This window comes from Pseudomonas cichorii (assembly GCF_019719005.1).
In the GTDB taxonomy this organism is placed as follows: Bacteria; Pseudomonadota; Gammaproteobacteria; order Pseudomonadales; family Pseudomonadaceae; genus Aquipseudomonas; species Aquipseudomonas cichorii_E.
In genome coordinates this window covers 89,673-112,072 of the sequence record NZ_JAIGPJ010000001.1, presented here as the reverse complement: position 1 = coordinate 112,072, position 22,400 = coordinate 89,673, and the positions used below count along the sequence as shown (strand labels likewise).

The following is a 22,400-nucleotide window of genomic DNA, read 5'->3' as shown; positions in this document are numbered from 1 at the left end:
CGCGGTATCTGGATTTGGCATGGCCTGTGCTTTTATTCCTGCAAGGCACCACCTCATTGACGCCTTGGAGATGTATCCATGCAAACACAAAAAGGTTTTACGTTGATCGAACTGATGATCGTGGTTGCGATTGTCGGTATTCTGGCCGCAGTAGCCATTCCGTCCTATCAAAATTACACCTTGCGCGCGCAGGCCTCTGCTCTGCTCGCGACGCTGGACTCCGCCAAGATTGCGGTAGCAGAGAACTGGAGCAATGGCCTCACTGGCACTGCTCTTTGTGGTACGGGGGCTACTGCTATTACAGGCTGCTCAGGCAACGGCACATTAACAGCTACTCGTGCTCCTGTTACCGTTATCTTGGCTCCAACACCACCTCCAACTACGGGTGTTGGAAGCGTAGGCGGAAGCATCACTTGGACATGTACTGTCAGCCCGACGAACGCCTCTCCTGCAACATGCCAAGGCTCGTAATAGCTTGAAAGAAAGGCGCTTCGGCGCCTTTTTTGATGTCGGAGGTCTGGAGTCTCCAAGTGTTATCTACAGCAAAAAAACATATTTTTTTCTTCTTCTGTTGCATCACGCTTTTTATCTGCGCTGGCACCTTTGAGTTTTCCGGCCACAACTTCCAGAGACTGGCACAGTTTCTTATTGGCACCTTATCCGTATTGACCCTCTGTCTATATTCGATCAAGGGCCTGAATGTCAGTGTGTTTCAACCGGGCATCAAGGCTGTTTTTTCATGTGTATTGCTGGGCGGAATCATTTCCAGCCTGACAGCCCATCAGCCTCTTTGGGCATTGATCGAGTTATCGGTCTTGTTGCTGTGTTGTGCCATCGCCAGTGCATTTGCCCAACAGCGACAAAATCACGGCGCTCAGCTTGACCGGCTTTTCATTGGCTTCGTTGTCTTCATCTGCTCTATCAAAATACTTCAGTTTCTTTCTGCAACTGCCGCAGCCTTCCTGAGTTTTCCTCCTGCCCTGGATACCGATCTGTTGCTGGAAGGTTTTTCCAACAAGCGTTTCTATGGCCAGTTTCAGACGTTTACGTTGCCGTTACTCGCCTTGCCGCTGCTTCTGGTTTCTGCGCGGCGTTCTATCAAGGTATCGATCTTTATCCTGTTGAGTCTCTGGTGGATGATCGCCGTGACAGGTGGTACGCGAGGTACATGGCTGGGGATGGGCGCTGCTGTGGTCGTGGCTTCCTGTTTCGGACGTGCCGGACGCCACTGGGTAGGCTGGCAACTGGCGGCCGCCTCAGTGGGGGTATTACTGTTTCTTCTTCTTTTCAGTCTTTTACCAGCCTGGATGGGCATTGACGTCGTCAACTTTGCCGGTGAGCGGCTGAATACTTCGCTGTCTGCCCGTGAGCTGTTGTGGCAGCAGGCATGGACCATGATCAAGGAGCGTCCGCTGCTGGGTTTTGGGCCGATGCATTTTGCTGATATCTGGAACCCTTATGGCGCGCATCCACATCAGGCGATCCTGCAGTGGGCAAGCGAGTGGGGAATACCTTCCACATTGTGCGTGGCCGGGCTGGCTCTTTATGGACTTGTGGTGACCGGCCTCTTGTTACGCAAGAGAGCTTACTCTCTAGAACCTGTCGATCTGCTACGGCTTTGCCTGTCCGCAAGTCTGGTTGGTGCGCTGACACAGGCCATGGTCGATGGCGTCATTGTCATGCCGTATTCGCAGTTATGGCTGGCAATAGTTATTGGTTGGTTATTGGCCTTGCATGAGTGGCAGGTCACACCGGTTTCGCGCAACCTGATTCTTGATCGTTTATGGATGGCCTGTCTTGTTCTGGGAGCAGGCCTGATTTTCTATACGATCATTCGCGACTTTCCCGACCTGGAGAATCTTCAGCAGCAGTCCGGGCAGAGTTTTGGAGGTCCTTCTCTGCCTCGTTTCTGGCTGCGGGGGAGCATTGCGCATCCCCCCGAATAAATTCGCCTACCCCCTCACAACCCCATCCACCCGCGGCTGCTTGCGAAACCGGCGCTTGACCGCAATCACCACGACCAGCACCAACAGAATCAGCACGCCGAAGAAGATCGCGTTGAAGATCGGAAAGGGTTGCTCGCGACTGTTGGTGAGTTCGACCTGAGTGATGTTGGGGAACATCGACAGGATCTGGATGCGCCAGCCGTAGTAGCGGATCAGGGCCAGTTGTTGTGAATCACGAGAATAACCCTGGGCTTTGGCCTGGATGTCTGCCGAGTCGAACTTGAAGTACCACGGGAAGCTCCAGCCGGTGTCTTCGTTGCGGTAGACCACGACTTTCTTGGTGTCCGGGTCTTCGGTGTTGATGAAGTAGACATCGCGGGTCGGGCCGTCGGCCACGTTGTCGGCGTTGATCACGCCGTCTGCGTCCATTCTTTTTACTTCCACGCCCGTGACCATCACGACATCATGGCGCGGCAATACGTAGTAGAGGCTGAGTGCGCCGAGCCCGAATGCAACGAAAACCAAAAGCCAAATCGACCGCTTGAGCCACTTCATGTCATTGTCCCCTAGTGAAAAATGGCGTGACTTTGCCTTAATCCGTACATTTTGAAGCAAAACAGTTATTACAAAATTCGTCAAAGCTGCTTAGAACGCTGCTTTGTTTTCTGGAGAGTCACATGATTTGGTTCCTTGAAGGCCAGTCCAGCCAGCGCGAAGTCATCATGGGCGCGCGTGAGGCGTTGCCGGCCTCGGTGCGGATTATCGCGTCCCATCGTCAGGATCGCTCGGAAATTACCGGGCAGGCCGACGTTGCCTTGCAGGAGCCGCGCAATAACGCAGAGCGCATTGACTGGGTCCTCGAAACGGCCCGCGAGCTGGGCGTAAAAGTCATTATTGCCGGGCGTGTCGGCAGTTTTTATGAAGCGCATCGTGAGCGTTTCGTGGCGGAGGGTTTTGATCTGGTCACCGGCGGCACCAGCATGCAGACTTTTATCAATGTAGACGACAAAAGCCTTTTCACTGCCGCTGCCGAACAGGCTGGTCTGGCGTGCATACCGGGGATCAGCGCAAGTAATACCGAAGAGTTGCAGGCCGCCTACGAAACCCTGTCTAGCACGGGAGAGGTGTGCATCAAGCCGACGGTGGGGATTTTCGGGCATGGATTCTGGCGCTTCAAGGCAGGCGTCGATGACTTCCGTTGCTTCGCCAACCCCGACGCTCGGGAAACCAGCTTCGAGGCGTACCTGAACGCTTATCGCCAGTCCGATGACAGGCCGCCCATGTTACTCATGCCGTATATGCCGGGCAGTGAGTGTTCGGTGGACATGGTGTGTGAGCACGGCAAGGCGGTGGCCTTCGTCGGGCGCCGCAAGCAGGGCATGAACCAGACGTTCGAGCGCGACAGCGAGGCTGTCCGGCTGGCCGTGGAGGCCGCCGAGCACTTTGGCTGCGACGGCCTGATCAACGTGCAGACCCGTGACGACGCCGATGGCAAGCCGCACTTGCTGGAAATCAACCCGCGCTACTCGGGCGGTATTGGTTACACGCGGGAAACAGGTATCAATCTGCCGGGTATTTTCGCGACCCGGCGGCTTGGGCTGAAAGAACCGGAAACACATTGGCGGGATAATATTCGGGTCAAGGCCATAACCGTGGCTGTACTGGCTACGGTTTGATCGGGATAATAGTTTTTTGCTATTGCCTTGCTCTTATCAGGGAGGATTGGGCATGAAATTGCTGGCACCGGGCGCAAATACAGCTATTGCGAATGCACATTGCACGTGGCTGCTGGAAAGCGGCAAGGCGTCGGTATTTGGCGAATACGTGGCGGTAGCGTTGCTGCCGGTCGACGAAAAACGTCAGCCCAAGGGCAATCCTGCCTTGCTGCATCGCGAGCAGGACTGGATGGAGTGGAGCGACGGGCCGGAGCGTGTCGGTTGTTCCCTCAAGCTTGATCGACTGCCCGCGGGCAGTGACCGTGTTCTGGTGATGGCTTACGTCTATGCCGCCACTGGCCCGATCCGCGAAATTTCCAGTCTGCGGCTGGTGATCGACAAGGAAATCGAAGTCCAGGCGGATCTGCGGGACAACGGTGAAGCGTCGATCATCATCGGTGAGTTTTACCAGCGCAACGATCAATGGAAGTTTCGGGCGCTGCATGAAGGCTCTGCCTACGGGCTGGCAGCGTTTGGGCGCAAGATCGGGCTGGATGTCGATGATCATCACCCTCGGCGCAGTTCCATCAACTCTCCGGGCGGTCACCAGCATCAGTCGGCTACCGGTACCGCGTTTGTGGTCGGGCCTTCCCATGTGATGACCTGTGCCCATGTCATCGAAGACATGAGCGTGCTGCATATCAGCTCCCTGGAAGGGCGTTTCAAGGTCGAGCCGGTGGTGGTTGATCGACGCAACGACATCGCCTTGTTGCGGGTACAAGGCGCTTCGCCGCTCAAACCGGTCACGTTCCGGGAAGGCACGGGCGCGGAGCCTGGTGATACGGTGGTGGCGCTGGGTTATCCACTGGCTTCTATTTCTGGCGGCAGCCTGCAAGTGACTCAGGGCGGGATATCCGGCCTGTTCGGCTTGCACAGCGATGCCAGCCTGTTTCAGTTCACGGCGCCCATTCAGCCGGGCTCCAGTGGCAGTCCACTGTTCGACAACGGTGGCGCGGTTATCGGGATGGTGACCTCAAGTGTGCCGGATGCACAGAACATGAATTTCGCGGTGAAGTCGGCATTGCTTCTGTCTTTTCTGGAAGCCTGCCGCGTAACGGCATCCCATGCCCGTCCTGAGAGGACGTACACCACAACTGAAATTACACGCTCTGCCCAGTCGGCGCTCTGGCTCCTTGAGGCCTCGCGCACGTAACGACCGCTTTCCTCCGGGAAACGGGCAGGCGCAAGGGGCATTGGCCCCGTTAACCAGGAATCTATCGATGGACAGCAGTTCAGCTCTTTCAACCCCTACAAGGCTTCGCGCTGATCTGCTTCGTGGTCGTCTCGATGTGATGGTCGACTCGTCCACCATCGCGCCGGACTCCCTGTTCGGCTTTGCCGAGCGACGCAATCCCAAGCGGGCGTTTCTCTTCGTTTCCCGCGTGTTGGGGCGACATATCCCGGTGCGTCCGGGCGTGATGCTCAAGAGCTTCCAGGACCTTGCCCACAAGATTCCGGCCGATCTTCCTGGTCCGGTGCTGGTCATCGGCATGGCCGAGACGGCTGTAGGGCTGGGTGCCGGTGTGCATCGCGCCTACAGCGAGTCGCGTCCGGATTCGCTGTATCTGGTCAGCACTCGCCACCCGACGGGCACCGAGCTGTTCGCCCGTTTCGAGGAAGAACACAGCCACGCCAGTGCTCACCTGATTCACTTGCCCACCGACCCTGCGCTGCGCGAGATGATGCTGGGCGCTCGTTCGCTGGTGCTGGTGGATGACGAAGCGTCCACCGGCAAGACATTCATCAATCTCTATCGGGCGCTTGTCGAGGCTGGGCTGAGCAAGGTCGAGCGTGTTGTGACCTGCGTTCTCACCGACTGGTCGGCCGGTGCGGTCAGTACCACCATGGGCGATGTGGCCGAGCAGGTTTCGTTGCTGCAAGGTTCTTACTCCTTTGCCGAGGACTTGGCCGCGCCACTGCCGGACATGCCGGAAGTCGGCACCGTCGCCATGGGTGACTGGCCTTTGGTTACGGCCAATGACTGGGGACGTCTCGGTGTTCGCTCGGTACTCGACACCCTGGCCCCCGACATTCAGGTCGCCAAGGGCGAGCGTGTTCTGGTGGTGGGCACCAGCGAATTCGTCTGGCGCCCGTTCCTGTTGGCCGAGCGTCTGGAAAAGGCCGGTGCCGACGTGCATTTCAGTTCCACCAGCCGTTCACCGATTGCGCTGGGGCATGCCATCGATCATGCCTTGTCGTTCTCCGACAACTACGGCCTGGGGATTCCCAATTTTCTTTACAACGTACGGCCCGGTCAGTTCGATCGCGTACTGATCTGCACCGAAACCCCTCAGCAGGCTGTGCCCGCCGAGCTGGTCGAAGCGCTGAATGCCGAGGTCATCTGTGATGAGTAACGAACGCCCGCTGATATTCGTGGATCTGGACGACACCCTGTTCCAGACCGCCCGCAAAACGGCTCCCGGTATTGAGAAGCATGTGGCAACCGTCGACCTCACCGGCAATGCCAATGGCTACATGACCAATGTGCAGAAGTCCTTCGTGAACTGGCTGCTGGCCCATTCCGATGTGGTGCCGGTCACGGCGCGTAGCGTAGAGGCCTACAGCCGGGTGAAGTTGCCGTTCAGCTCGGGCGCAATCTGCTCCCATGGCGGCGTGATGCTCGATGCTGCCGGTCGCCTGGACAGCGACTGGAATGCGCAGATGAAACAGACCCTGGCCGCTTATCAGGGACGTTTGCATGAGCTGAGCGCCGCAACCTTGGCCATTGGTCAGGAAATGGGCGTTTCGTTGCGTGGCTGGGTAGTGGAGGAGGCGAAACTTTTCCATTATGTGGTGACCAAGCACAATGAAAGCGATGACAGCATCCTGACTCGCGTGCTTGCCGAAGTGCAGGCACGTGGCCTGCTCGACGACATGCATGTTCATGGCAACGGTAATAACCTGGCGTTCCTGCCCAACGGTCTGGCCAAGCGCTATGCCGTGCAGGAATGGCTGCGTCGTGATCGGGCCGTTAACGGCGAGCGTCCGGTGCTGGGCTTTGGTGACAGCATCACTGATCTGGGCTTCATGGACGAGTGCCATTGGTGGGCAACGCCTGCCCGCAGCCAGTTAGCGAAGATGTTCGCCGGTGCTGCGCATGAGTAATCCCGTTCACGGGCTCGATACAGTGGGCAGCGGTAGCTATCTCGCGGATGACGTGCATTTTCTGCTGCGCGGCGTCGAGATGGACACCACCGATGTCGAGGAAAAAGAGCGTCTGATCCAGACGAAGCAAAAGCATTATTCAGAAATGATCAGCCTGGAGTCAGCTCCGGGCGAGGCGCATGGCGCATTGTTCGAACGTGCGCTGATGCAGAATGGTCTGCGCATGGCGACCGACGTGCAGGCTTTGGCGCTGGCCCTCGATCAGGCGTACCAGGGGCGCGAGATCGTTCTGGTGTCATTCGTGCGTGCCGGTTTGCCATTGGGTGTCTTGTTGCGTCGCGCCTTGATCGAGCTGGGCCGTGAAGCGCATCACTATGGCATCAGCATCATTCGTGACCGGGGCATCGACTCGGTAGCGCTTGAGGCCATCATTCAGGCTCATGGCGCGCAGAACATTGTTTTCGTGGATGGCTGGACCGGCAAGGGCGCGATTTCCGGGGAGATCAAGCGCAGTCTGGCGGGCGATGCGCGGTTCCCCCAAGAGCCGCGTCTGGTGGTGCTGGCCGACCCGTGCGGCAGTGCGTGGCTGGCGGCGTCTTCGGAGGATTGGGTCATCCCGTCCGGTATTCTGGGCGCTACGGTATCAGGCCTGGTTTCACGTTCCATATGGCCTGCTGATGGCGGATTGCACGGGTGTGTCGTTTACGATCACCTGCAAGAGCATGACGTGACCCGCTCGTTCATCGAGCGAATCGAAAGTCTGCGCCGCAATCTGCAGGGCGTCGTTGCGGCGCAACCCTGGACGCCGCAGCAGCGCAGCGAGCTTAAAAGTACAGCCCGGCAAGTGATCGACACTCTGGCCGAGAGGTTCGGTATCAACAATCTCAACCGGGTAAAACCGGGGATTGCCGAGGCCACCCGTGCCGTCATGCGCCGTGTGCCCGATCATGTGCTGGTACGCAATACCACTGACAGCGATGTGCAACTGCTCATGCACCTGACTGAAAAAGCGGGCATCCCTGTCGAGGAAGCCGCAAATGCCCTGGGGCCCTATCGGGCGGTAACCATCATTCGGAGTCTCAGCTAATGGCCATACCTTCGCCTTATGCTTTGGGTGCAACGCTGTATATGCCTGCCACCCGCGACGACATTCTCGATGTGGTATTCGCAGAAAAGATCCCCGAACTGCGTTCGCTGGTCGTGTGCCTGGAAGACGCCGTGGCGCTGATTGATGTCGAGACGGCGCTGGTCAACCTGCGCAATGTGCTGACACGCATTCAGGACCGTGGCGGACGGCCGGCCAATGGCCCGTTGCTGTTTGTTCGTCCTCGTGATGCGGCAATGGCGAAAATTCTCAATGACTGGCCGCTGATGGCCCACGTCGACGGGTTCGTTGTTCCCAAGCTCTCGCTGCAAAGTCTGACAAGTTGGGAGGACGCCGTTACCAATCCAGAGCTGGCCCTGATGCCTACACTGGAGACGCCTGAAGTGTTCAACCCCACGGCCATGGTCGAACTGGGGCAGGCACTCAAGGTGAATCTGGGTGAGCGGATCATTGCCTTGCGTATTGGTGGTAACGATCTGATGGGCTGTCTGGGGCTGCGCCGCAATCCGGCCATGACGCTGTATGGCACGCCCATGGGCTATGTGATTCCGATGCTGTCCGGCGTGATGGGTTCCCAGGGGTTTGCCCTGACCGCACCGGTTTTTGAGCAATTGGCGACTCCCGACATCATGGAGCAGGAACTGGCGCTGGATATCTCCAACGGTATGGTAGGCAAGACAGCAATCCACCCCTCGCAGGTCAATATCATTCAGAATGCGTTTCGTGTGAGCCTGGCAGACCTGAATTGCGCCCGGATGATTTTGAACTCTGTCGCTCCGGCGGTGTTCAAGTACAACGATGCGATGTGTGAACCGGCCACTCATTACAAATGGGCAACCCACATCATGGAGCGCGCCAAATGGCATGGAGTCCTGCCGACCCCCGCTTCGATCGTGGATGCCAGCATTCGACTCGCTGAGGCAGTTAGTTAAATGATAGAGCCTGATCTTGAAGTGGAAGTGGAGCAGCGCCTGCTGGCGGTGTTCGATTTTGACGGGACATTGACCCGCCATGACAGCTTTGTCCCATTTCTCAAATTCGCTTTTGGGCAGCGTGCTTTTTCCGTTCGTATGGCCCGGCTGGTACTGCCGAGCCTGGGCTACCTTGCCAAGCGCGTGACCCGCGATGAGCTCAAGGGCCGTCTGATCAAGGCCTTTCTGACCGGCGTTGAGGTGGACTGGCTGCAACAGAAGGCCGAAGCCTTCTGCCAGCTGTACTGGTCGCGCCTGATGCGTCCTGCGGCGCTGGAGTCCGTGGCAGCGGAAATCGAAAAGGGCGCCATTGTCACGCTATGTTCAGCATCGCCTGCTATGGTCCTGCAACCTTTCGCAGATCGCCTGAAAGTCGAACTGATCGGCACCAATCTGGAAGTGATCGACGGCAAACTCACCGGTCTTATCGAAGGCAGCAACTGTCGCTGCGACTCCAAGGTGATGCGCCTGGAAGGAGTTTACGGGCCGCTTTCACAATTTCGCGTACGGGCCTGGGGCGACACGCGGGGTGACCACGAATTGCTCGCGGCGGCACAGGATGCGCACTGGCGCCTGTTCCACCCGGCGTGGCGTCGGGGCCGTTATAAAGGCCCCGTTAACGCCAAGTTACATAATCGGGATGGCAATGATGGCTCATCGCGGTAAGGCTGTAACACTTTTATCCGAATTCCGTAGTTCACATGGAGCGAAAAATGGCACTCACTTTGGCAAAAAACCAGACGATCTCGCTTGAGAAAACCGCTGGTACAGGCCTTAAGAAAGTCAGCATGGGGCTGGGATGGGACCCTGAAAAGCCGAGCGGTTTCTTCGGCAAGCTGCTGGGCGGCGGTGGCGGGGATATCGATCTGGACGCCTCCTGCATCATGCTCGATGCCGACAAGAAACCTCTCGATCTGGTCTGGTTCCGCCAGTTGCAATCGCGTGACGGTGCCATTCATCACTCCGGCGACAACCGTACCGGTGAAGGCGCAGGCGATGACGAAACCATCAGCGTCGATCTGGAAAAACTGCCGGCAGCCGTGAAATATCTGGTGTTCACTGTCAACTCGTTCACCGGCCAGAACTTCGAAAAAGTCGCCAATGCCTACTGCCGTATCGTCGACCTGAGCACTCGTAATGAGCTGGGCCGCTTCGATCTGTCCGAAAAAGGTCAGCATACAGGCGTAGTCATGTCCTACCTGTCGCGCACCTCCAGCGGCTGGGATTTCACCGCTGTAGGTCAGGCCACCAATGGCCGTACCGCTGACGATCTGGTCGACCTGGCCATCGGAGCGGTACGCGCATGACTCAACTTGTCCCAGGCGCCAATGCGCCAGTAGCTGCTGGACCCTTGACGGTCGACGTCAGCTATTCCCCTATAGCGGGCGCGGACATCGATGTCTCCGCGTTCCTGCTGACCAGTGCCGGCAAGGTCCGTGGCGATCACGACATGTGTTTCTTCGGCCAGAAGAGCGTGAGTGGCGGTGCGGTGCAGTTGACGGAGGCGTCAGCGGGCCGCGCTGTCTTCAGTCTTGATCCGAGCCGTCTGGATGCAGCCATCGAGAAGGTCGCACTCACTGCGACCATTTATGAAAACAAGGCCAGCTTCGACAGCGTGTCGCATCTTGCCCTGACCGTCACCGGCGGAATCGAAGCGGCCATTCCTACCAGTGGCATGAAGGAAACCGCGCTGATTCTCGGTGAGTTCTACCTGCGTCAGGGCGCCTGGAAATTCCGTTGCGTCGCTCAGGGCTTTGCCGGTGGCCTTGAGCCTCTGGCGAAGAACTTTGGTGTTGAAGTCGCTGCGCCAGAGGCCCAGCCTCCTGCACCTGCACCTGCACCTGCACCTGCACCTGCACCTGCACCTGCACCAGTCGCCGCGCCGAAACCCACGGTCAGCCTCAGCAAGATCACGCTGGACAAGACTCGAGCTTCCGTCAGCCTGGAGAAAACCAGTGCCGGTTTCGGTGAAATCAGGGTCAACCTGAACTGGAACCGCCGCAGCGAGAGCAAAAGCAGCGGCTTCTTCTCGATGAAGAAGAGCAATGCGATCGACCTTGATGTAGGCTGCCTGTTCGAGTTACAGGACGGTTACAAAGGCGCGGTCCAGGCATTGGGCAATTCGTTTGGATCGCTCAACACCGAGCCTTTCATCAAATTGATGGGCGATGACCGTACTGGCTCCATCAGCGACGGCGAGTGGTTGCATATCAACGGCGCCCACTGGGGCAAGATCCGCCGCATTCTGGTTTACGCATTCATTTATGAAGGCGCACCGAACTGGAAAGAAACCGACGGTGTTGTCACCATCCACGCCCCGGGCCAGCCACCTATCGAGGTTCGCCTCAACGAGGAAGGCGGTCGTCAGGGCATGTGTGCGATCGCTCTGCTGGAAAACGACAATGGTGCCGTCAAGGTGACCCGTCGCGTGGACTTCCACAACGGTCACAGCAACATGGACAAGGCCTATGGCTGGGGCATGCGCTGGGCTGCTGGTTCCAAGTAAACAACACGATTGATTTTTCTGAGGTGGCCTGGCTGCCTCGTAGGGGATTGAAATGCTGGACTGGTTGAAAACAAACGCAACAGCAGCTCGCGACAAGCTTGCTTCCGAAGTCTCGAAGTTCAAGAACCGTGAGTTCATGGATGCAGTGGTTTCAGGTTGTGCCCTGGTATCTGCAGCCGATGGCGAAATCAGCTCCAGTGAAAAACAGAAAATGGCCGGCTTCATTCAGAACTCTCAGGAACTGAAAGTTTTTGACATGAAAGACGTCATCCAGGCTTTTCAGGATGCATGCGCCAAATTCGACTTCGATGTCGAAATCGGTCGCGCCGAAGCGCTGAAAACCATCGGCAAGATCAAGAAAAAAGAAGATGCTGCCCGCCTTCTGGTGCGCGTCTGCTGTGCCATCGGTGGCGCAGATGGCAGCTTCGACGAGAAGGAACGTGCTGTCTGCCGCTCCATCTGTAATGAGCTCGGCCTGAATCCTTCCGACTTTGACCTGTAATTTTTGACCCTCTTGAGGAACGCAGTTAAATGGAAAGCACCGCTCTTGGCTTCCCTCCACTTACCATGGCCGTTTTTATCGGTCTGGCCATCTCGGCCCTGGCCGTCGACATGTTTTCCCACCGGGGAAACAAGCCGATCACATTGACCCAGGCATCGGCTTGGTCGATTTTCTGGGTGGCTATCTCGCTGGCATTCGCCGGCTTCCTGTACGTTCAGCACGGCTCTGAAGTCGCCACGCTGTTCGTGACTGGTTATGCACTGGAAAAAGTCCTGAGCGTCGATAACCTCTTCGTGTTCATGGCCTTGTTCGCCTGGTTCAAGATCCCGGATGGCCTGCGCCATCGCGTTCTGTACTGGGGCATCATCGGCGCAATCGTCTTCCGCGGCATTTTCGTCGCCATCGGCACAGGCCTTCTGGCTCTGGGCCCGTGGGTCGAAGTGGTGTTTGCGGTAATCGTTGCCTGGACTGCCATCATGATGCTCAGAGCTGGCGATAACGACGACGAAGAAATCGACTACTCCCAGCACATGGCATATCGCTTCGCCAAGAAACTGTTCCCGGTGTGGCCAAAACTGCACGGCAACAACTTCTTCGTACGCCGCGCTGTCCTGGAAGAAGAAATCAAGAAGCCTGAGAACAGCGGCATCACCCTGGCTGCCAAAGGCGCGATCTTTGCGACCCCACTGTTCCTGTGTCTGGTCGTGGCTGAAATTTCCGACGTACTCTTCGCCTTCGACTCGGTGCCGGCAATCATCGCCGTGAGCCGTGAGCCGCTGATCGTATTCTCGGCCATGCTGTTCGCGATCCTGGGCCTGCGTACCCTGTACTTCGTACTCGAAGCCCTGAAGCGCTACCTGGTTCACCTGGAGAAAGCGGTTATCGCACTGCTGTTCTTCATCGCGATCAAACTGGGCCTGAACGCAACTGACCACTTGTTCCATCATGGTTACAGCATCAGCGCCAACGCCAGCCTCATGGTTGTGATGGTGGTGCTGGTAATCGGTATTGTCGCTAGCCTGCTCTTCCCGGGAAAAGACGAGTCGGCTGAAGAAAAAGCGTAAACACTGGAAAAAGGAGATAAACGAATCATGGCTTTGACTCTGCAAAAAGGTGGCAACCTTTCGCTGTCCAAAACCGACCCGACCTTGACCAATGTATTGATCGGCCTGGGCTGGGACCCGCGCGCCACTGACGGCCAGGAATTTGACCTGGACGCCAGCGCATTCCTGCTCGGTGCCAACGGTAAAGTCCGCAGCGAAGCCGACTTCATTTTCTATAACCAGCTCAAGAGCGCCGATGGCTCCGTTGAGCATGCCGGTGACAACCGTACCGGCGCTGGTGATGGTGATGATGAAGTCGTGAAGGTCGACCTGACTCGCGTGCCTGCCGATGTCGATAAGATCGTATTCGTCGTGACCATTCACGACGCTGACAGCCGCAAGCAGAACTTCGGTCAGGTGGGCGGTTCTTTCATCCGCGTACTGAACGAGAAGTCTGGCGCTGAAATCGTTCGCTACGATCTGGCCGAAGATGCTTCGACCGAAACCGCGATGATTTTTGCCGAGCTGTATCGCAATAACGGTGAGTGGAAATTCCGCGCCGTAGGCCAGGGGTATGCCGGTGGCCTGAAGGCTGTTGCCAACGCTCACGGTATGAATTTCTGATTCATACCCTTATTACTTCTTTAGAAAAGGATTACGCAAATGGCTGTAAGTCTGAGTAAAGGCGGTAACGTTTCCCTGTCCAAAGAGGCTCCAGGCCTGACCGAAATCACCGTAGGCCTGGGCTGGGACCCACGTGTGACCGACGGCACCGAATTCGACCTGGACGCTTCGGTATTCATCGTGGGCGAGAACGGCAAGGTGCTGGACGACAGCGGCTTCATTTTCTACAACAACAAGAAGTCGGCTGACGGTTCGGTCGAGCACCTGGGCGACAACCGCTCCGGCGCTGGCGACGGCGACGACGAGTCTGTTCTGGTCAAGCTGCCAACCCTGAACGCTGCTGTGAAGAAGCTGGTTTTCGGCGTCACCATCCACTCCGCTGACGAGCGCAAGCAAAGCTTCGGTCAAGTGGCCAACGCCTACATCCGCGTTCTGAACAAGGCGGATGGCAAGGAAATCGCTCGTTACGACCTGTCGGAAGACGCATCGACTGAAACCGCGATGATCTTCGGCGAGCTGTATCGCCATGGCGACGAGTTCAAGTTCAAGGCCATCGGCCAAGGCTTCGCAGGCGGCCTGAAGCCACTGGCAGAAGCTCACGGCGTATCGATCGGCTAAACCCGGTCCGCGTCATGAAAAACCCTGCCAGCGATGGCAGGGTTTTTTTATTGGTGCAGGAGCGAAAACCTACAGAATCCCGGCACCCTTGGCTGCCTTGAGCCAGTCCGGGAACTCTTCCATCAGCAAGTCGTAAAGCTTCTCTTCCGGGACTTCATCCAGTCTGTCCAGGGCGAAGAAGTTGCAGTTATCCACAACCCGTCCGGTCATGTCGTCGAGTTTTTCCAGGATTCCGTAGCCGCGTCCGCCCAGGCCCACGAATTGCCAGAAGATAGGCAGTTTTGCCGCCTCGATCATCAGTCGGGTGATTTCCCTGTCTTGATGAACGCCGCCATCGCTGATGAACAGGATGTAGATCGGCGTCTTGTCGCCTGACTGCTTGTAGTAGTCGATGACCATGCGCATGGCTTTGGGCTCATCATTCACCCGTGCGCCCAACTCCCAGTTTTTCCAGCCGCCGTTGTCGGTCTGGATAAAGTCCTTGAAGTTGCTCAGCGACACCGACGACAACTGACAAGGTCGGGCACCGAAGGCCCAGCAGTCCAGTGCGCCGTCATCATCGAAATGCACCGCCAGCGGAATCAGGCGGTTGACCACTTCCTGCACATGGCCACGGCTGTATTGCGCGTTCATGGAGCCGGACGCATCCAGTACCAGACCGACACGAGCCTTGGTGTCAGTCAGTCTGGCTTTCTCAAGGCTGACCTGAGCTTTTTTCGCCAGGCTGACCAGTTGAGGCGCGGCCTCGGCGATTTTCTTCTCCAGGGAAACCCTGGCTGGCGCAGGCTCCGGTGCTTGCGAGACTTCGCCGCCGAAATGCACCACCAATGCATCCAGGCCGGCGTTGTAGCCTTGCAGGTTAGATGCAATGCGCCATTCACCATTCTTGCGATAGATATCGGTGACCATGATGGCTTTCTCGGCAGCAAAGGTTGCGGCAGAGAACTCGCCGCGAGCGACTTCGCGACCTGCGTCCTTGATGCTGAAATGGCTGGTCTGAATGTCGCTCATCGCTCCCGCGCCATCGATGGATGCGGTGAACACCAGTCGGTCGATAGAGGCGGGCAGCCCGGCGAGGGCAATCTGAAAGTCACCGCCGTTTACCTGCCTGACACTGTTGCAAGGGCTGTTGGGCTGGTTGAAGAAGATCATGTAGCGGTCATCCGACAGCTTGCCCTGGGCGTCGACGCCGAAGCAGACGTAATCGATCACATGGGCGGACTTGATGTCGATGGACAGGGTGAGATCCGAGCCCTGAATCAGGCTGGAAAGCGGGATTCGCTGGCCTTGGGTGATTTGCATGTCTCTTCCTTGTGCATTCCGGGCCGCAAACCGGCCCGGGGATTATTCAGCGCTCGCTTCGTGCCACTCCTGCAGGGCTCGCCGCCAGCATGCGCCCGGCCAGGCGCGAGAAGGGCAGGCTTTGCAGCCATACCGTGCCGGGACCTGTCAGTCTGGCGAAGAACACACCTTCGCCGCCGAACAGCATGGATTTGATGCCGCCCACCATGCGGATGTCGTAATCGACGCTCTGGGTCATGGCCGCGAGGCAGCCGGTATCCACGTCCAGGGATTCGCCCGCCGACAGTTCGATCTTGCGAACGGTGCCGCCCATGTGAACGAACACCCAGCCGTCGCCTTCGAGCTTTTGCAGCACAAAGCCTTCGCCGCCAAACAGGCCGGTGAGGATTTTCTTCTGGAATTGAATGCCGATGGACACACCCTTGGCGCCTGCCAGAAAGCTGTCTTTCTGACAGATCAGCTTGCCGCCGAAGTCGCGCAGGTGCAGGGGCAGGATGGTGCCGGGGTAGGGCGCTGCAAATGCGACGCGACCCTTGCCGGAGCCTTGTTGCGAGAACACGGTCGTGAACAGGCTTTCGCCTGTGAGCATGCGTTTGCCCGCGCCGAAGAGCGAACCCAGCAGCCCTGAAGACTGGTTGCTGCCGTCCCCAAAGATGGTTTCCATCTGCACGTCGCAGGTCTTGTACATCATCGAGCCGGCCTCGGCCACGGCGCTTTCGCCACGGTCCAGCTCAAGCTCGACGAACTGCGTTTCGGTGCCGTACAGCTTGAAGTCCACGCCATCGGTGGCTTGCCCGGAGCCAAAACCGCTTGAGCTGTTTGGATCGGGCGTGAACGAAGGTCGTCTAATAGCTGGAGCTGGAGCTGGAGCTGGAGCTGGAGCTGGAGCAGCGTGTGCGGGCAAGGCCGATGGCCGTGGCTGGATCATGTCGGGCGACGGGTCTGGAAACGGCGTGATGCCATCCTTCTTCATGGCCCGCACTTCCTGCACCTGATAAATCGGCTGCCAGTCCGGCATGCCTTGCTTCCAGCACCATGCGCCCGGCGCTTCACGCGCAATGAGGCGAGCCGCCGCTGCGTCCATGGGGCCGAGCTGCTTGCCCGCATTCACTACAAACCATTGTTCCAAGATGACGGCTCCTCTCTTTTGAGCTGTGGACAGGTCAGAGGCTCAAGCGCATGGACAGGTCCACCGCTTTCACATCCTTGGTCATCGCGCCAATGGAGATATAGTCCACGCCGGTTTCGGCAATCACCCGCAAGGTATCGTCATTGATACCGCCGCTGGCTTCGAGCTTGGCGCGTCCAGCGGTCAGGCGCACGGCCTCACGCATGTCATCCAGGCTCAATTCGTCGAGCATGATGATGTCGGAACCGGCTTCGAGCGCCTGCTTGAGTTCGCTCAGGCTTTCCACTTCGACTTCCACAGGTTTGCCGGGGGCGATCTTGTGCGCGGCGGCAACGGCCTGGGCAATGCCGCCACAGGCAGCAATGTGGTTTTCCTTGATCAGGAAGGCATCATGCAGGCCGATGCGATGGTTGTGGCAACCGCCACAGGTCACGGCATATTTCTGCGCCAGACGCAGGCCGGGCAGGGTCTTGCGGGTATCGAGCAGCTTGACCTGAGTGTCGCTCACCATGTCGGCATAGTGCTGCGCACGGGTGGCAACGCCAGACAGCAGTTGCAGAAAGTTGAGCGCACTGCGCTCGCCGGTCAGCAGCGAGCGGGCCGGACCTTCCAGATGGAACAGCGCCTGATTGGGGCTGACCCGGTCGCCATCGGTCACTTGCCAGTGCACGGCAACCCGAGGGTCGAGCTGACGAAAAACCGTGTCGACCCATGCCACACCAGCGATCACGGCTTCGTCGCGAGAAATGATGGTGGCCTTGGCCAGCCGCTCTTCAGGGATCAGTTGAGCGGTGATGTCGCCACTGCCGACGTCTTCAAGCAATGCGCGCCGCACATTGGCTTCTATTTCGGCTGTCAGGTCGGCGAGTCGTAAATTCGGCATAGCGGGCTCCACTAACAAAGTCGCAGGAGTATAAGGCACCGCACCTTTGTAACCCACCTGTACGGCTGGTCACGCTCGCAAAGCGTGCAGTTGGTCGGTTTTGTAAATTCCTTTGCGATATATGTCGATTAGCGTTGTCTATCGCTGCACATCCCCTGATCTGTAATGCGCTTGTTACAAGACGCAATACTTCGCTGGCGTTCGATACAAGTTTTGAAAGATAATCCGACTTGTATTTGACGTCATAGCTTTGACGTAGCGCAAAGACCATGGGGATCGCTTCACAGGCGAAGGTTGCAAGCCGCGTTTGTGATGGGATTTAAGCCGTTTCCTGTCAGGGGGTTTGATGCAAAACGACGAAAACGTTGTGCCGTTGAGCAAGGGAATTCCTGCCCAGGGTACAAGTACGCCTCTGGCCCGGCTGCCCGTCGTGTTGTTGCAGGTGCGTGATAAAGCCGCACAGCAGCTCAAGGATGCTTTGCAGGCGTTGTTCGACAACGCTGACGACACCCTCTTCGAGATGGCCGACCGCGCTGTCAGCAACACTGAGCAGAACCTGTTTTTCGAGGCCATGCGCGATTTGCGCCTCAAGCGCAAAAGCATCGAGCGGGCGTTTCTCGACAAGTTCTACGAGTCTTTCCTGGCACTGGGCCAATACCAGATCACCGAGCCTGTGCTGCCTGCAGCGGTCGCTTTCGACAAGCTGTCGCTGGTGCCCAACGACGAGCTGGAAAAAACCGTGGCCGTCGATTCGATGGTCGCCAAGGTCATGAGCCGTGATGGCGTTGCCCTGAGCCAGTTGACGGCGCGCCTGAACGAGCTGATTCCCCAGCCCATCACTGTCGAAACCAACCCCATGGGGCCGGCAATGCTGTGCAATTTCTTCCTCCAGGCCAAGCGCAGCCTGGGGGTCGAGATCAAGGTCAAGCTGATCGTTCTCAAGCTGTTCGAGAAATACATCCTGACCAACATCGATCACCTGTATGGCGAGGCCAACCAGCTGTTGATCGCCACCGGCATCCTGCCTGAAATGAAAGCCTTGCCTGCCCGTCGTTCTTCCGACCGTTCTGTTCCCAGGGCGCGGGTCAGCGAACTGTCCGGTCCGGCACTGGCGCAGGCGGCGGACAAGCTCGACAAGGGCGTGCTCGAAGTGTTTTCGGCGCTGCAGGAACTCTTGCTGCAAGTGCGCGGCAACCTGACGCCGCGCCATGGCCCGAGCTCTGAGGTTCGCCCCATCTCCAGCAAAGACCTGCTGCGTCTGCTTTCGCACTTGCAGCAATACGTGCCGACTTCGGATGCCCCTGAAGATTTCGACCTGCGCAACCAGCTCGAGCAACTGCTGACACGTGTCAGCGTCAAGAGCGGCAAGTCTCGTGGCGTTGGTGCTGGTGACGAGGACGTCATCAACCTGATCGCCATGCTCTTTGAATTCATCCTCGATGACCGCAACCTGCCGCACTCGCTGCGGGCGTTGATCGGGCGCTTGCAGATCCCGATGCTCAAGGTTGCAGTGATCGACAAGAGTTTCTTCAGTCGTGGCAGCCATCCTGCCCGTCGTCTGCTTAACGAAATTGCCACTGCTGCACTGGGCTGGGGCGGGCGCGACGATTATCAGCGCGACTCGCTGTACATGCGTGTCGACCAGATCGTGCAGCGTCTGCTCAACGATTTTGTCGATGATCCGGCGATTTTCTCCGAATTGCTGGCGGACTTCCTGGCCTTCACCAGTGACGAGCGTCGTCGCAGCGAACTGCTTGAGCAACGTACTCGGGATGCCGAAGAGGGTCGCACCCGTGCCGAGCTGGCGCGTCAGTTGGTTCAGCATGAACTGAATCAGCGCTTGCTGGGTAAAACTCTGCCCGAAGCGGTGGTGCGTCTGCTGGAACAGGCCTGGAGCAAGGTGCTGCTGCTGACCTGCCTCAAGCATGGCGAAGGTTCGAGCGAGTGGCTGGCGGGTTTGCAAGCCATGGACGATCTGGTCTGGAGTGTCGAACTGCACGAAGACCCGGAGTCACGGCAGAAGCTGCTCGAACTGGTGCCGGGACTGCTGAAGTCACTGCGCGAGGGTCTGACCAGCGCTGCCTTTGACCCGTTCGCTACCAGTGAATTCTTCAGTCAGCTTGAAGTGCTCCATGTTCAGGCTTTCCAGCACTTTTCCCGCCTGCAGGATGCGCAAGGCGATGAGCTTCAGTCTGTAGCAGCATTGACTGACGCTGAGCCTGCTGAAGGTCCGGCCATGATGGTCGTGATGGAAGAGATCGTTCTGACTGCGCCGGACGAGCCTTTGAGCAATGAAAGTGTCCTGCAATTGCCCAATGACGATGCAGGCCTGCAGATGGTCGACAAGCTGCGCGTTGGCAATTGGGTCGAGATCCAGGAAGACGAAGAGAACAAGCTGCGCTGCAAGCTCACGGCTATCGTCGAGCCTTCCGGGCGTTACGTGTTCGTCAATCGTACCGGCATGAAGGTTCTGGAGAAGTCCCGCATGGGGCTGGCCATCGAATTGCGTCGCGGCACCATCCGCATCCTCGACGACGCCTTGCTGTTCGACCGTGCGCTTGAGTCGGTGATCAGCAGCCTGCGCAAGCTCAAGGGCGCATAAACCTGATCGGGGAGAGGGCCGCCCGGCAAGCGGCCCACGAAGATCCATCGCCTGAAATACCTTCACGAATGAATTCGTTCCTACCGCAGGTGCTGTTTGGGCATACTTGCGCCTATCGAAACCCATCTTCAAGGAGCTTTCATGCAGTTGGACCTCGCAAGCGGTTGGTGTGACGATGTGCAGCATTGCCCGTCACCCAATTTCAATGCGCGACCCGAAGGTGAAATCTCGCTGCTGGTGATCCACAACATCAGCCTGCCGCCTGCTCAGTTCAAGACAGGCAAGGTCCAGGAGTTTTTCCAGAACCGGCTGGATATTACCGAGCATCCCTATTTCGAGGGTATTGCCGATCTGCGTGTTTCGGCGCATTTTCTGATCGAACGTGATGGCGAGGTGACTCAATTCGTCTCATGTCTTGACCGGGCCTGGCATGCTGGCGTTTCCTGTTTCCAGGAGCGCGAAGCCTGTAATGACTTCTCCATCGGTATCGAGCTGGAAGGCACGGATGACCAGCCCTTTACCGATGCGCAATATGCCGCCTTGATCGCTCTGACGCGCCAGTTGCGCCAGGCATTTGTGGCGATCACGCCCGATCGCATTTGTGGGCACAGCGATATCGCACCCGGACGCAAGACCGATCCGGGGCCGTGTTTCGACTGGGCTCGTTTTCAAGCCGCCTTGCAGGACTGAAGTGAGGATCAAGCGATGAGTTTTCTGGTGTTGCTGCTGGCAGTGTGGGTCGAAAAGTTTTCGGCGCTGCGCCAGCGTGTACAACGTGACGGGCCATGGCTGAAGGAACTGGCCAGGCTCGAGTCAAGTCCGCGAACCGCTTCTCGCCCCTGGATCATGCTGGCTCTGTTGGTCCTGCTGCCGCTTCTGATACTGCACCTGGCGCTGACCATCGTCGGTTCGGTGGCTTACGGCTGGCTGGCGCTGCCTGTGCATCTTCTGGTGCTGATCTATAGCCTTGGCCGTGGTGATCTGCTGGCCGCGCTCGGTCCGTTTCGCGATGCCTGCCGACGTGGTGATGAACAGGCTGCCGTGCATGTGGCCGAAAGAGACATGGGCGTGCAGGCCGACAACGGCGAGCAACTGCTTGAGGGCGTTCAGGGCTACATGCTCTGGCAGGCTTATCAGAGCTTCTTCGTGGTGATCTTCTGGTACTTCCTGCTGGGGCCTGTCGCGGCGCTGGCTTATCGCTTACTGGCCCTGGCGGCTGAATATGGCAAGACTCCGGCGCTGGTGGAGCGGGCGACGCAATTGCGTCATGCCTTCGACTGGGTGCCGGTCAGGCTGCTGGCGGCCAGCTTCGCGCTGGTGGGCAACTTCGTGGCGGTCAGCCGGGTGATGCTGCATGAATTGCTCAACTGGAACATCAGCGCCGCGCAACTGATTACCCGCATCGGCCGTGTTGCCAGCGAAGTCCCGGCACCTGTCATGGGCGCCGATGGCGTGACCAGCCTCGATATGCTCTGGGAGTTGCTGGTGCGCGCCGCAGTCGTCTGGTATGCGGGTTTTGCGCTGTGGACATTGTTGATCTGATCTGTAGGAGCGAATTCATTCGCGAACAGGCCACCCGAACAGCTCACAGGCATTGCGCGTACTCACCTGTGCCAACTGCTCCGGGCTGACGTTCAACAGCCCGGCCAGCGCTTGGGATATCTGCGGCAAATGCTCTGGACTGTTGCGCTGATTCGGATACATCGCCGGAGCCATGTCCGGCGAGTCGGTTTCCAGCACAATGCTTTCCAGTGGCAGATCGGCGATGACCCGGTGCATGCGTAGCGCCTGCGGCCAGGTCGCGGCACCGCCAAGGCCGAGCTTGAACCCCAGCTTTATATATTCCCGAGCTTCTTCCCGACTGCCTGCAAACGCATGAATGATCCCGCTGTGCCTGAGCTTGTGGCGCTTGAGCGTCGCGATCACATCCGCGTGGCTGCGCCGTACATGCAATAGTGCCGGTAGATTGAAGTCAGCCGCCAGTTGCAGTTGCGCCTCGAAGACCTGCTGCTGGTTCTGGCGGTCCGGTTTTTCGACGTAGTAATCCAGCCCGATCTCCCCCACAGCGCACAGTTGAGGGTGACCTTTGAGGCGGCTCAACCAGTCGCCGAGTTCAGTCAGATGCTCGGGGCGATGCTCGTCTATATAGACCGGATGCAGGCCGAACGCCGCAGACAGCGCCGGATGCTCCAGTGTCAGGCCCCACAGCCGCTGCCAGTTACGCTGATAAACCCCCAGCACCACCATGCGCTCCACGCCCAGGGTGCGGCACCTGTCGAGCACCTGTTGACGATCATCGTCGAAATCCGGGAAGTCCAGGTGCGTGTGGGTGTCGATCAGCATTGCCGG

At 58.1% G+C, this 22,400-nt stretch carries 23 protein-coding genes; 18 read left to right on the top strand and 5 right to left on the bottom strand.

Annotation, left to right across the window (positions count from 1 at the left end; all coding sequences use genetic code 11):
- Positions 1–78: 78 nt before the first annotated feature.
- Entirely contained in the window at positions 79–471 is a 393-nt protein-coding gene (locus tag K5D32_RS00555) for a prepilin-type N-terminal cleavage/methylation domain-containing protein (RefSeq protein ID WP_221598996.1), read from the top strand.
- Between the two features lie 59 nt (positions 472–530).
- The gene (locus K5D32_RS00550) at positions 531–1,946 is read left to right on the top strand and encodes an O-antigen ligase family protein (protein ID WP_409372850.1); all 1,416 of its coding nucleotides are present in this window, start codon (positions 531–533) and stop codon (positions 1,944–1,946) included.
- Positions 1,947–1,952: 6 nt separating this feature from the next.
- Here K5D32_RS00550 and K5D32_RS00545 read toward each other — a convergent pair whose 3' ends face one another.
- Positions 1,953–2,501 (bottom strand): DUF1523 family protein, encoded by a 549-nt coding sequence (locus K5D32_RS00545; protein WP_221598994.1) that lies wholly within the window; start codon positions 2,499–2,501, stop codon positions 1,953–1,955.
- A gap of 122 nt (positions 2,502–2,623) precedes the next feature.
- Here K5D32_RS00545 and K5D32_RS00540 point away from each other — a divergent pair, with 122 nt between their 5' ends.
- The 13 genes from K5D32_RS00540 to K5D32_RS00480 all read left to right on the top strand — a co-directional run bounded on the left by K5D32_RS00540 (position 2,624) and on the right by K5D32_RS00480 (position 14,135).
- A complete protein-coding gene (locus K5D32_RS00540; RefSeq protein ID WP_221578331.1) occupies positions 2,624–3,622 on the top strand; it encodes an ATP-grasp domain-containing protein in 999 nt (332 codons plus the stop codon).
- Between the two features lie 52 nt (positions 3,623–3,674).
- Complete coding sequence (locus tag K5D32_RS00535) at positions 3,675–4,814, top strand: trypsin-like peptidase domain-containing protein (RefSeq protein ID WP_221595943.1); 1,140 nt, start codon at positions 3,675–3,677, stop codon at positions 4,812–4,814.
- A gap of 67 nt (positions 4,815–4,881) precedes the next feature.
- Positions 4,882–6,015 (top strand): phosphoribosyltransferase domain-containing protein, encoded by a 1,134-nt coding sequence (locus tag K5D32_RS00530; RefSeq protein WP_198723622.1) that lies wholly within the window; start codon positions 4,882–4,884, stop codon positions 6,013–6,015.
- Entirely contained in the window at positions 6,008–6,766 is a 759-nt protein-coding gene (locus K5D32_RS00525) for a trehalose-phosphatase (protein ID WP_025261824.1), read from the top strand. The genes K5D32_RS00530 and K5D32_RS00525 overlap by 8 nt, the downstream gene beginning before the upstream one ends.
- Positions 6,759–7,853 carry a cysteine protease StiP family protein gene (locus K5D32_RS00520; protein WP_221598993.1) on the top strand — a complete coding sequence of 365 codons (1,095 nt, stop codon included), beginning with the start codon at positions 6,759–6,761 and terminating at the stop codon, positions 7,851–7,853. The genes K5D32_RS00525 and K5D32_RS00520 overlap by 8 nt, the downstream gene beginning before the upstream one ends.
- Entirely contained in the window at positions 7,853–8,803 is a 951-nt protein-coding gene (locus K5D32_RS00515; protein WP_221598992.1) for an HpcH/HpaI aldolase/citrate lyase family protein, read from the top strand. The genes K5D32_RS00520 and K5D32_RS00515 overlap by 1 nt, the downstream gene beginning before the upstream one ends.
- Positions 8,804–9,508: an HAD-IB family hydrolase gene (locus tag K5D32_RS00510; RefSeq protein WP_221578335.1), complete on the top strand. Its 705-nt coding sequence runs from the start codon at positions 8,804–8,806 to the stop codon at positions 9,506–9,508.
- A 47-nt stretch (positions 9,509–9,555) separates the two neighbouring features.
- Positions 9,556–10,149 (top strand): TerD family protein, encoded by a 594-nt coding sequence (locus K5D32_RS00505; protein WP_221536460.1) that lies wholly within the window; start codon positions 9,556–9,558, stop codon positions 10,147–10,149.
- Positions 10,146–11,348 carry a TerD family protein gene (locus K5D32_RS00500; RefSeq protein WP_221598991.1) on the top strand — a complete coding sequence of 401 codons (1,203 nt, stop codon included), beginning with the start codon at positions 10,146–10,148 and terminating at the stop codon, positions 11,346–11,348. The genes K5D32_RS00505 and K5D32_RS00500 overlap by 4 nt, the downstream gene beginning before the upstream one ends.
- Before the next feature lie 52 nt (positions 11,349–11,400).
- A complete protein-coding gene (locus K5D32_RS00495) occupies positions 11,401–11,850 on the top strand; it encodes a tellurite resistance TerB family protein (RefSeq protein ID WP_025261818.1) in 450 nt (149 codons plus the stop codon).
- 29 nt (positions 11,851–11,879) lie between these two features.
- Positions 11,880–12,914, top strand: a complete 1,035-nt coding sequence (locus K5D32_RS00490) for a TerC/Alx family metal homeostasis membrane protein (protein ID WP_122321175.1) — start codon at positions 11,880–11,882, stop codon at positions 12,912–12,914.
- 27 nt (positions 12,915–12,941) lie between these two features.
- Positions 12,942–13,517, top strand: a complete 576-nt coding sequence (locus K5D32_RS00485; RefSeq protein WP_221578337.1) for a TerD family protein — start codon at positions 12,942–12,944, stop codon at positions 13,515–13,517.
- A gap of 39 nt (positions 13,518–13,556) precedes the next feature.
- Positions 13,557–14,135, top strand: coding sequence for a TerD family protein (locus K5D32_RS00480; RefSeq protein WP_201005832.1), 579 nt, complete (start codon positions 13,557–13,559; stop codon positions 14,133–14,135).
- A gap of 69 nt (positions 14,136–14,204) precedes the next feature.
- Here K5D32_RS00480 and K5D32_RS00475 read toward each other — a convergent pair whose 3' ends face one another.
- From K5D32_RS00475 to nadC, 3 genes are read right to left on the bottom strand one after another with little or no spacing between them, the layout of a single operon-like run.
- Positions 14,205–15,437, bottom strand: coding sequence for a VWA domain-containing protein (locus K5D32_RS00475; RefSeq protein WP_221598990.1), 1,233 nt, complete (start codon positions 15,435–15,437; stop codon positions 14,205–14,207).
- A gap of 46 nt (positions 15,438–15,483) precedes the next feature.
- Positions 15,484–16,566, bottom strand: a complete 1,083-nt coding sequence (locus K5D32_RS00470; RefSeq protein ID WP_221598989.1) for a TIGR00266 family protein — start codon at positions 16,564–16,566, stop codon at positions 15,484–15,486.
- Between the two features lie 34 nt (positions 16,567–16,600).
- A complete protein-coding gene (gene nadC, locus K5D32_RS00465) occupies positions 16,601–17,449 on the bottom strand; it encodes a carboxylating nicotinate-nucleotide diphosphorylase (protein ID WP_221594011.1) in 849 nt (282 codons plus the stop codon).
- A 346-nt stretch (positions 17,450–17,795) separates the two neighbouring features.
- Between nadC and K5D32_RS00460 the strand changes: the two genes are divergently transcribed.
- From K5D32_RS00460 to ampE, 3 genes are all read left to right on the top strand, one after another.
- Entirely contained in the window at positions 17,796–20,051 is a 2,256-nt protein-coding gene (locus K5D32_RS00460) for a DUF1631 domain-containing protein (RefSeq protein WP_221594010.1), read from the top strand.
- 141 nt (positions 20,052–20,192) lie between these two features.
- Positions 20,193–20,741, top strand: coding sequence for a 1,6-anhydro-N-acetylmuramyl-L-alanine amidase AmpD (gene ampD / locus K5D32_RS00455; RefSeq protein WP_221578341.1), 549 nt, complete (start codon positions 20,193–20,195; stop codon positions 20,739–20,741).
- Positions 20,742–20,756: 15 nt separating this feature from the next.
- Positions 20,757–21,593, top strand: a complete 837-nt coding sequence (gene ampE, locus K5D32_RS00450; RefSeq protein WP_221578342.1) for a regulatory signaling modulator protein AmpE — start codon at positions 20,757–20,759, stop codon at positions 21,591–21,593.
- Between the two features lie 15 nt (positions 21,594–21,608).
- Here the strand turns inward: ampE and K5D32_RS00445 are convergent, their stop codons facing one another.
- A complete protein-coding gene (locus tag K5D32_RS00445; RefSeq protein WP_221598988.1) occupies positions 21,609–22,394 on the bottom strand; it encodes a TatD family hydrolase in 786 nt (261 codons plus the stop codon).
- Positions 22,395–22,400 lie beyond the last annotated feature (6 nt).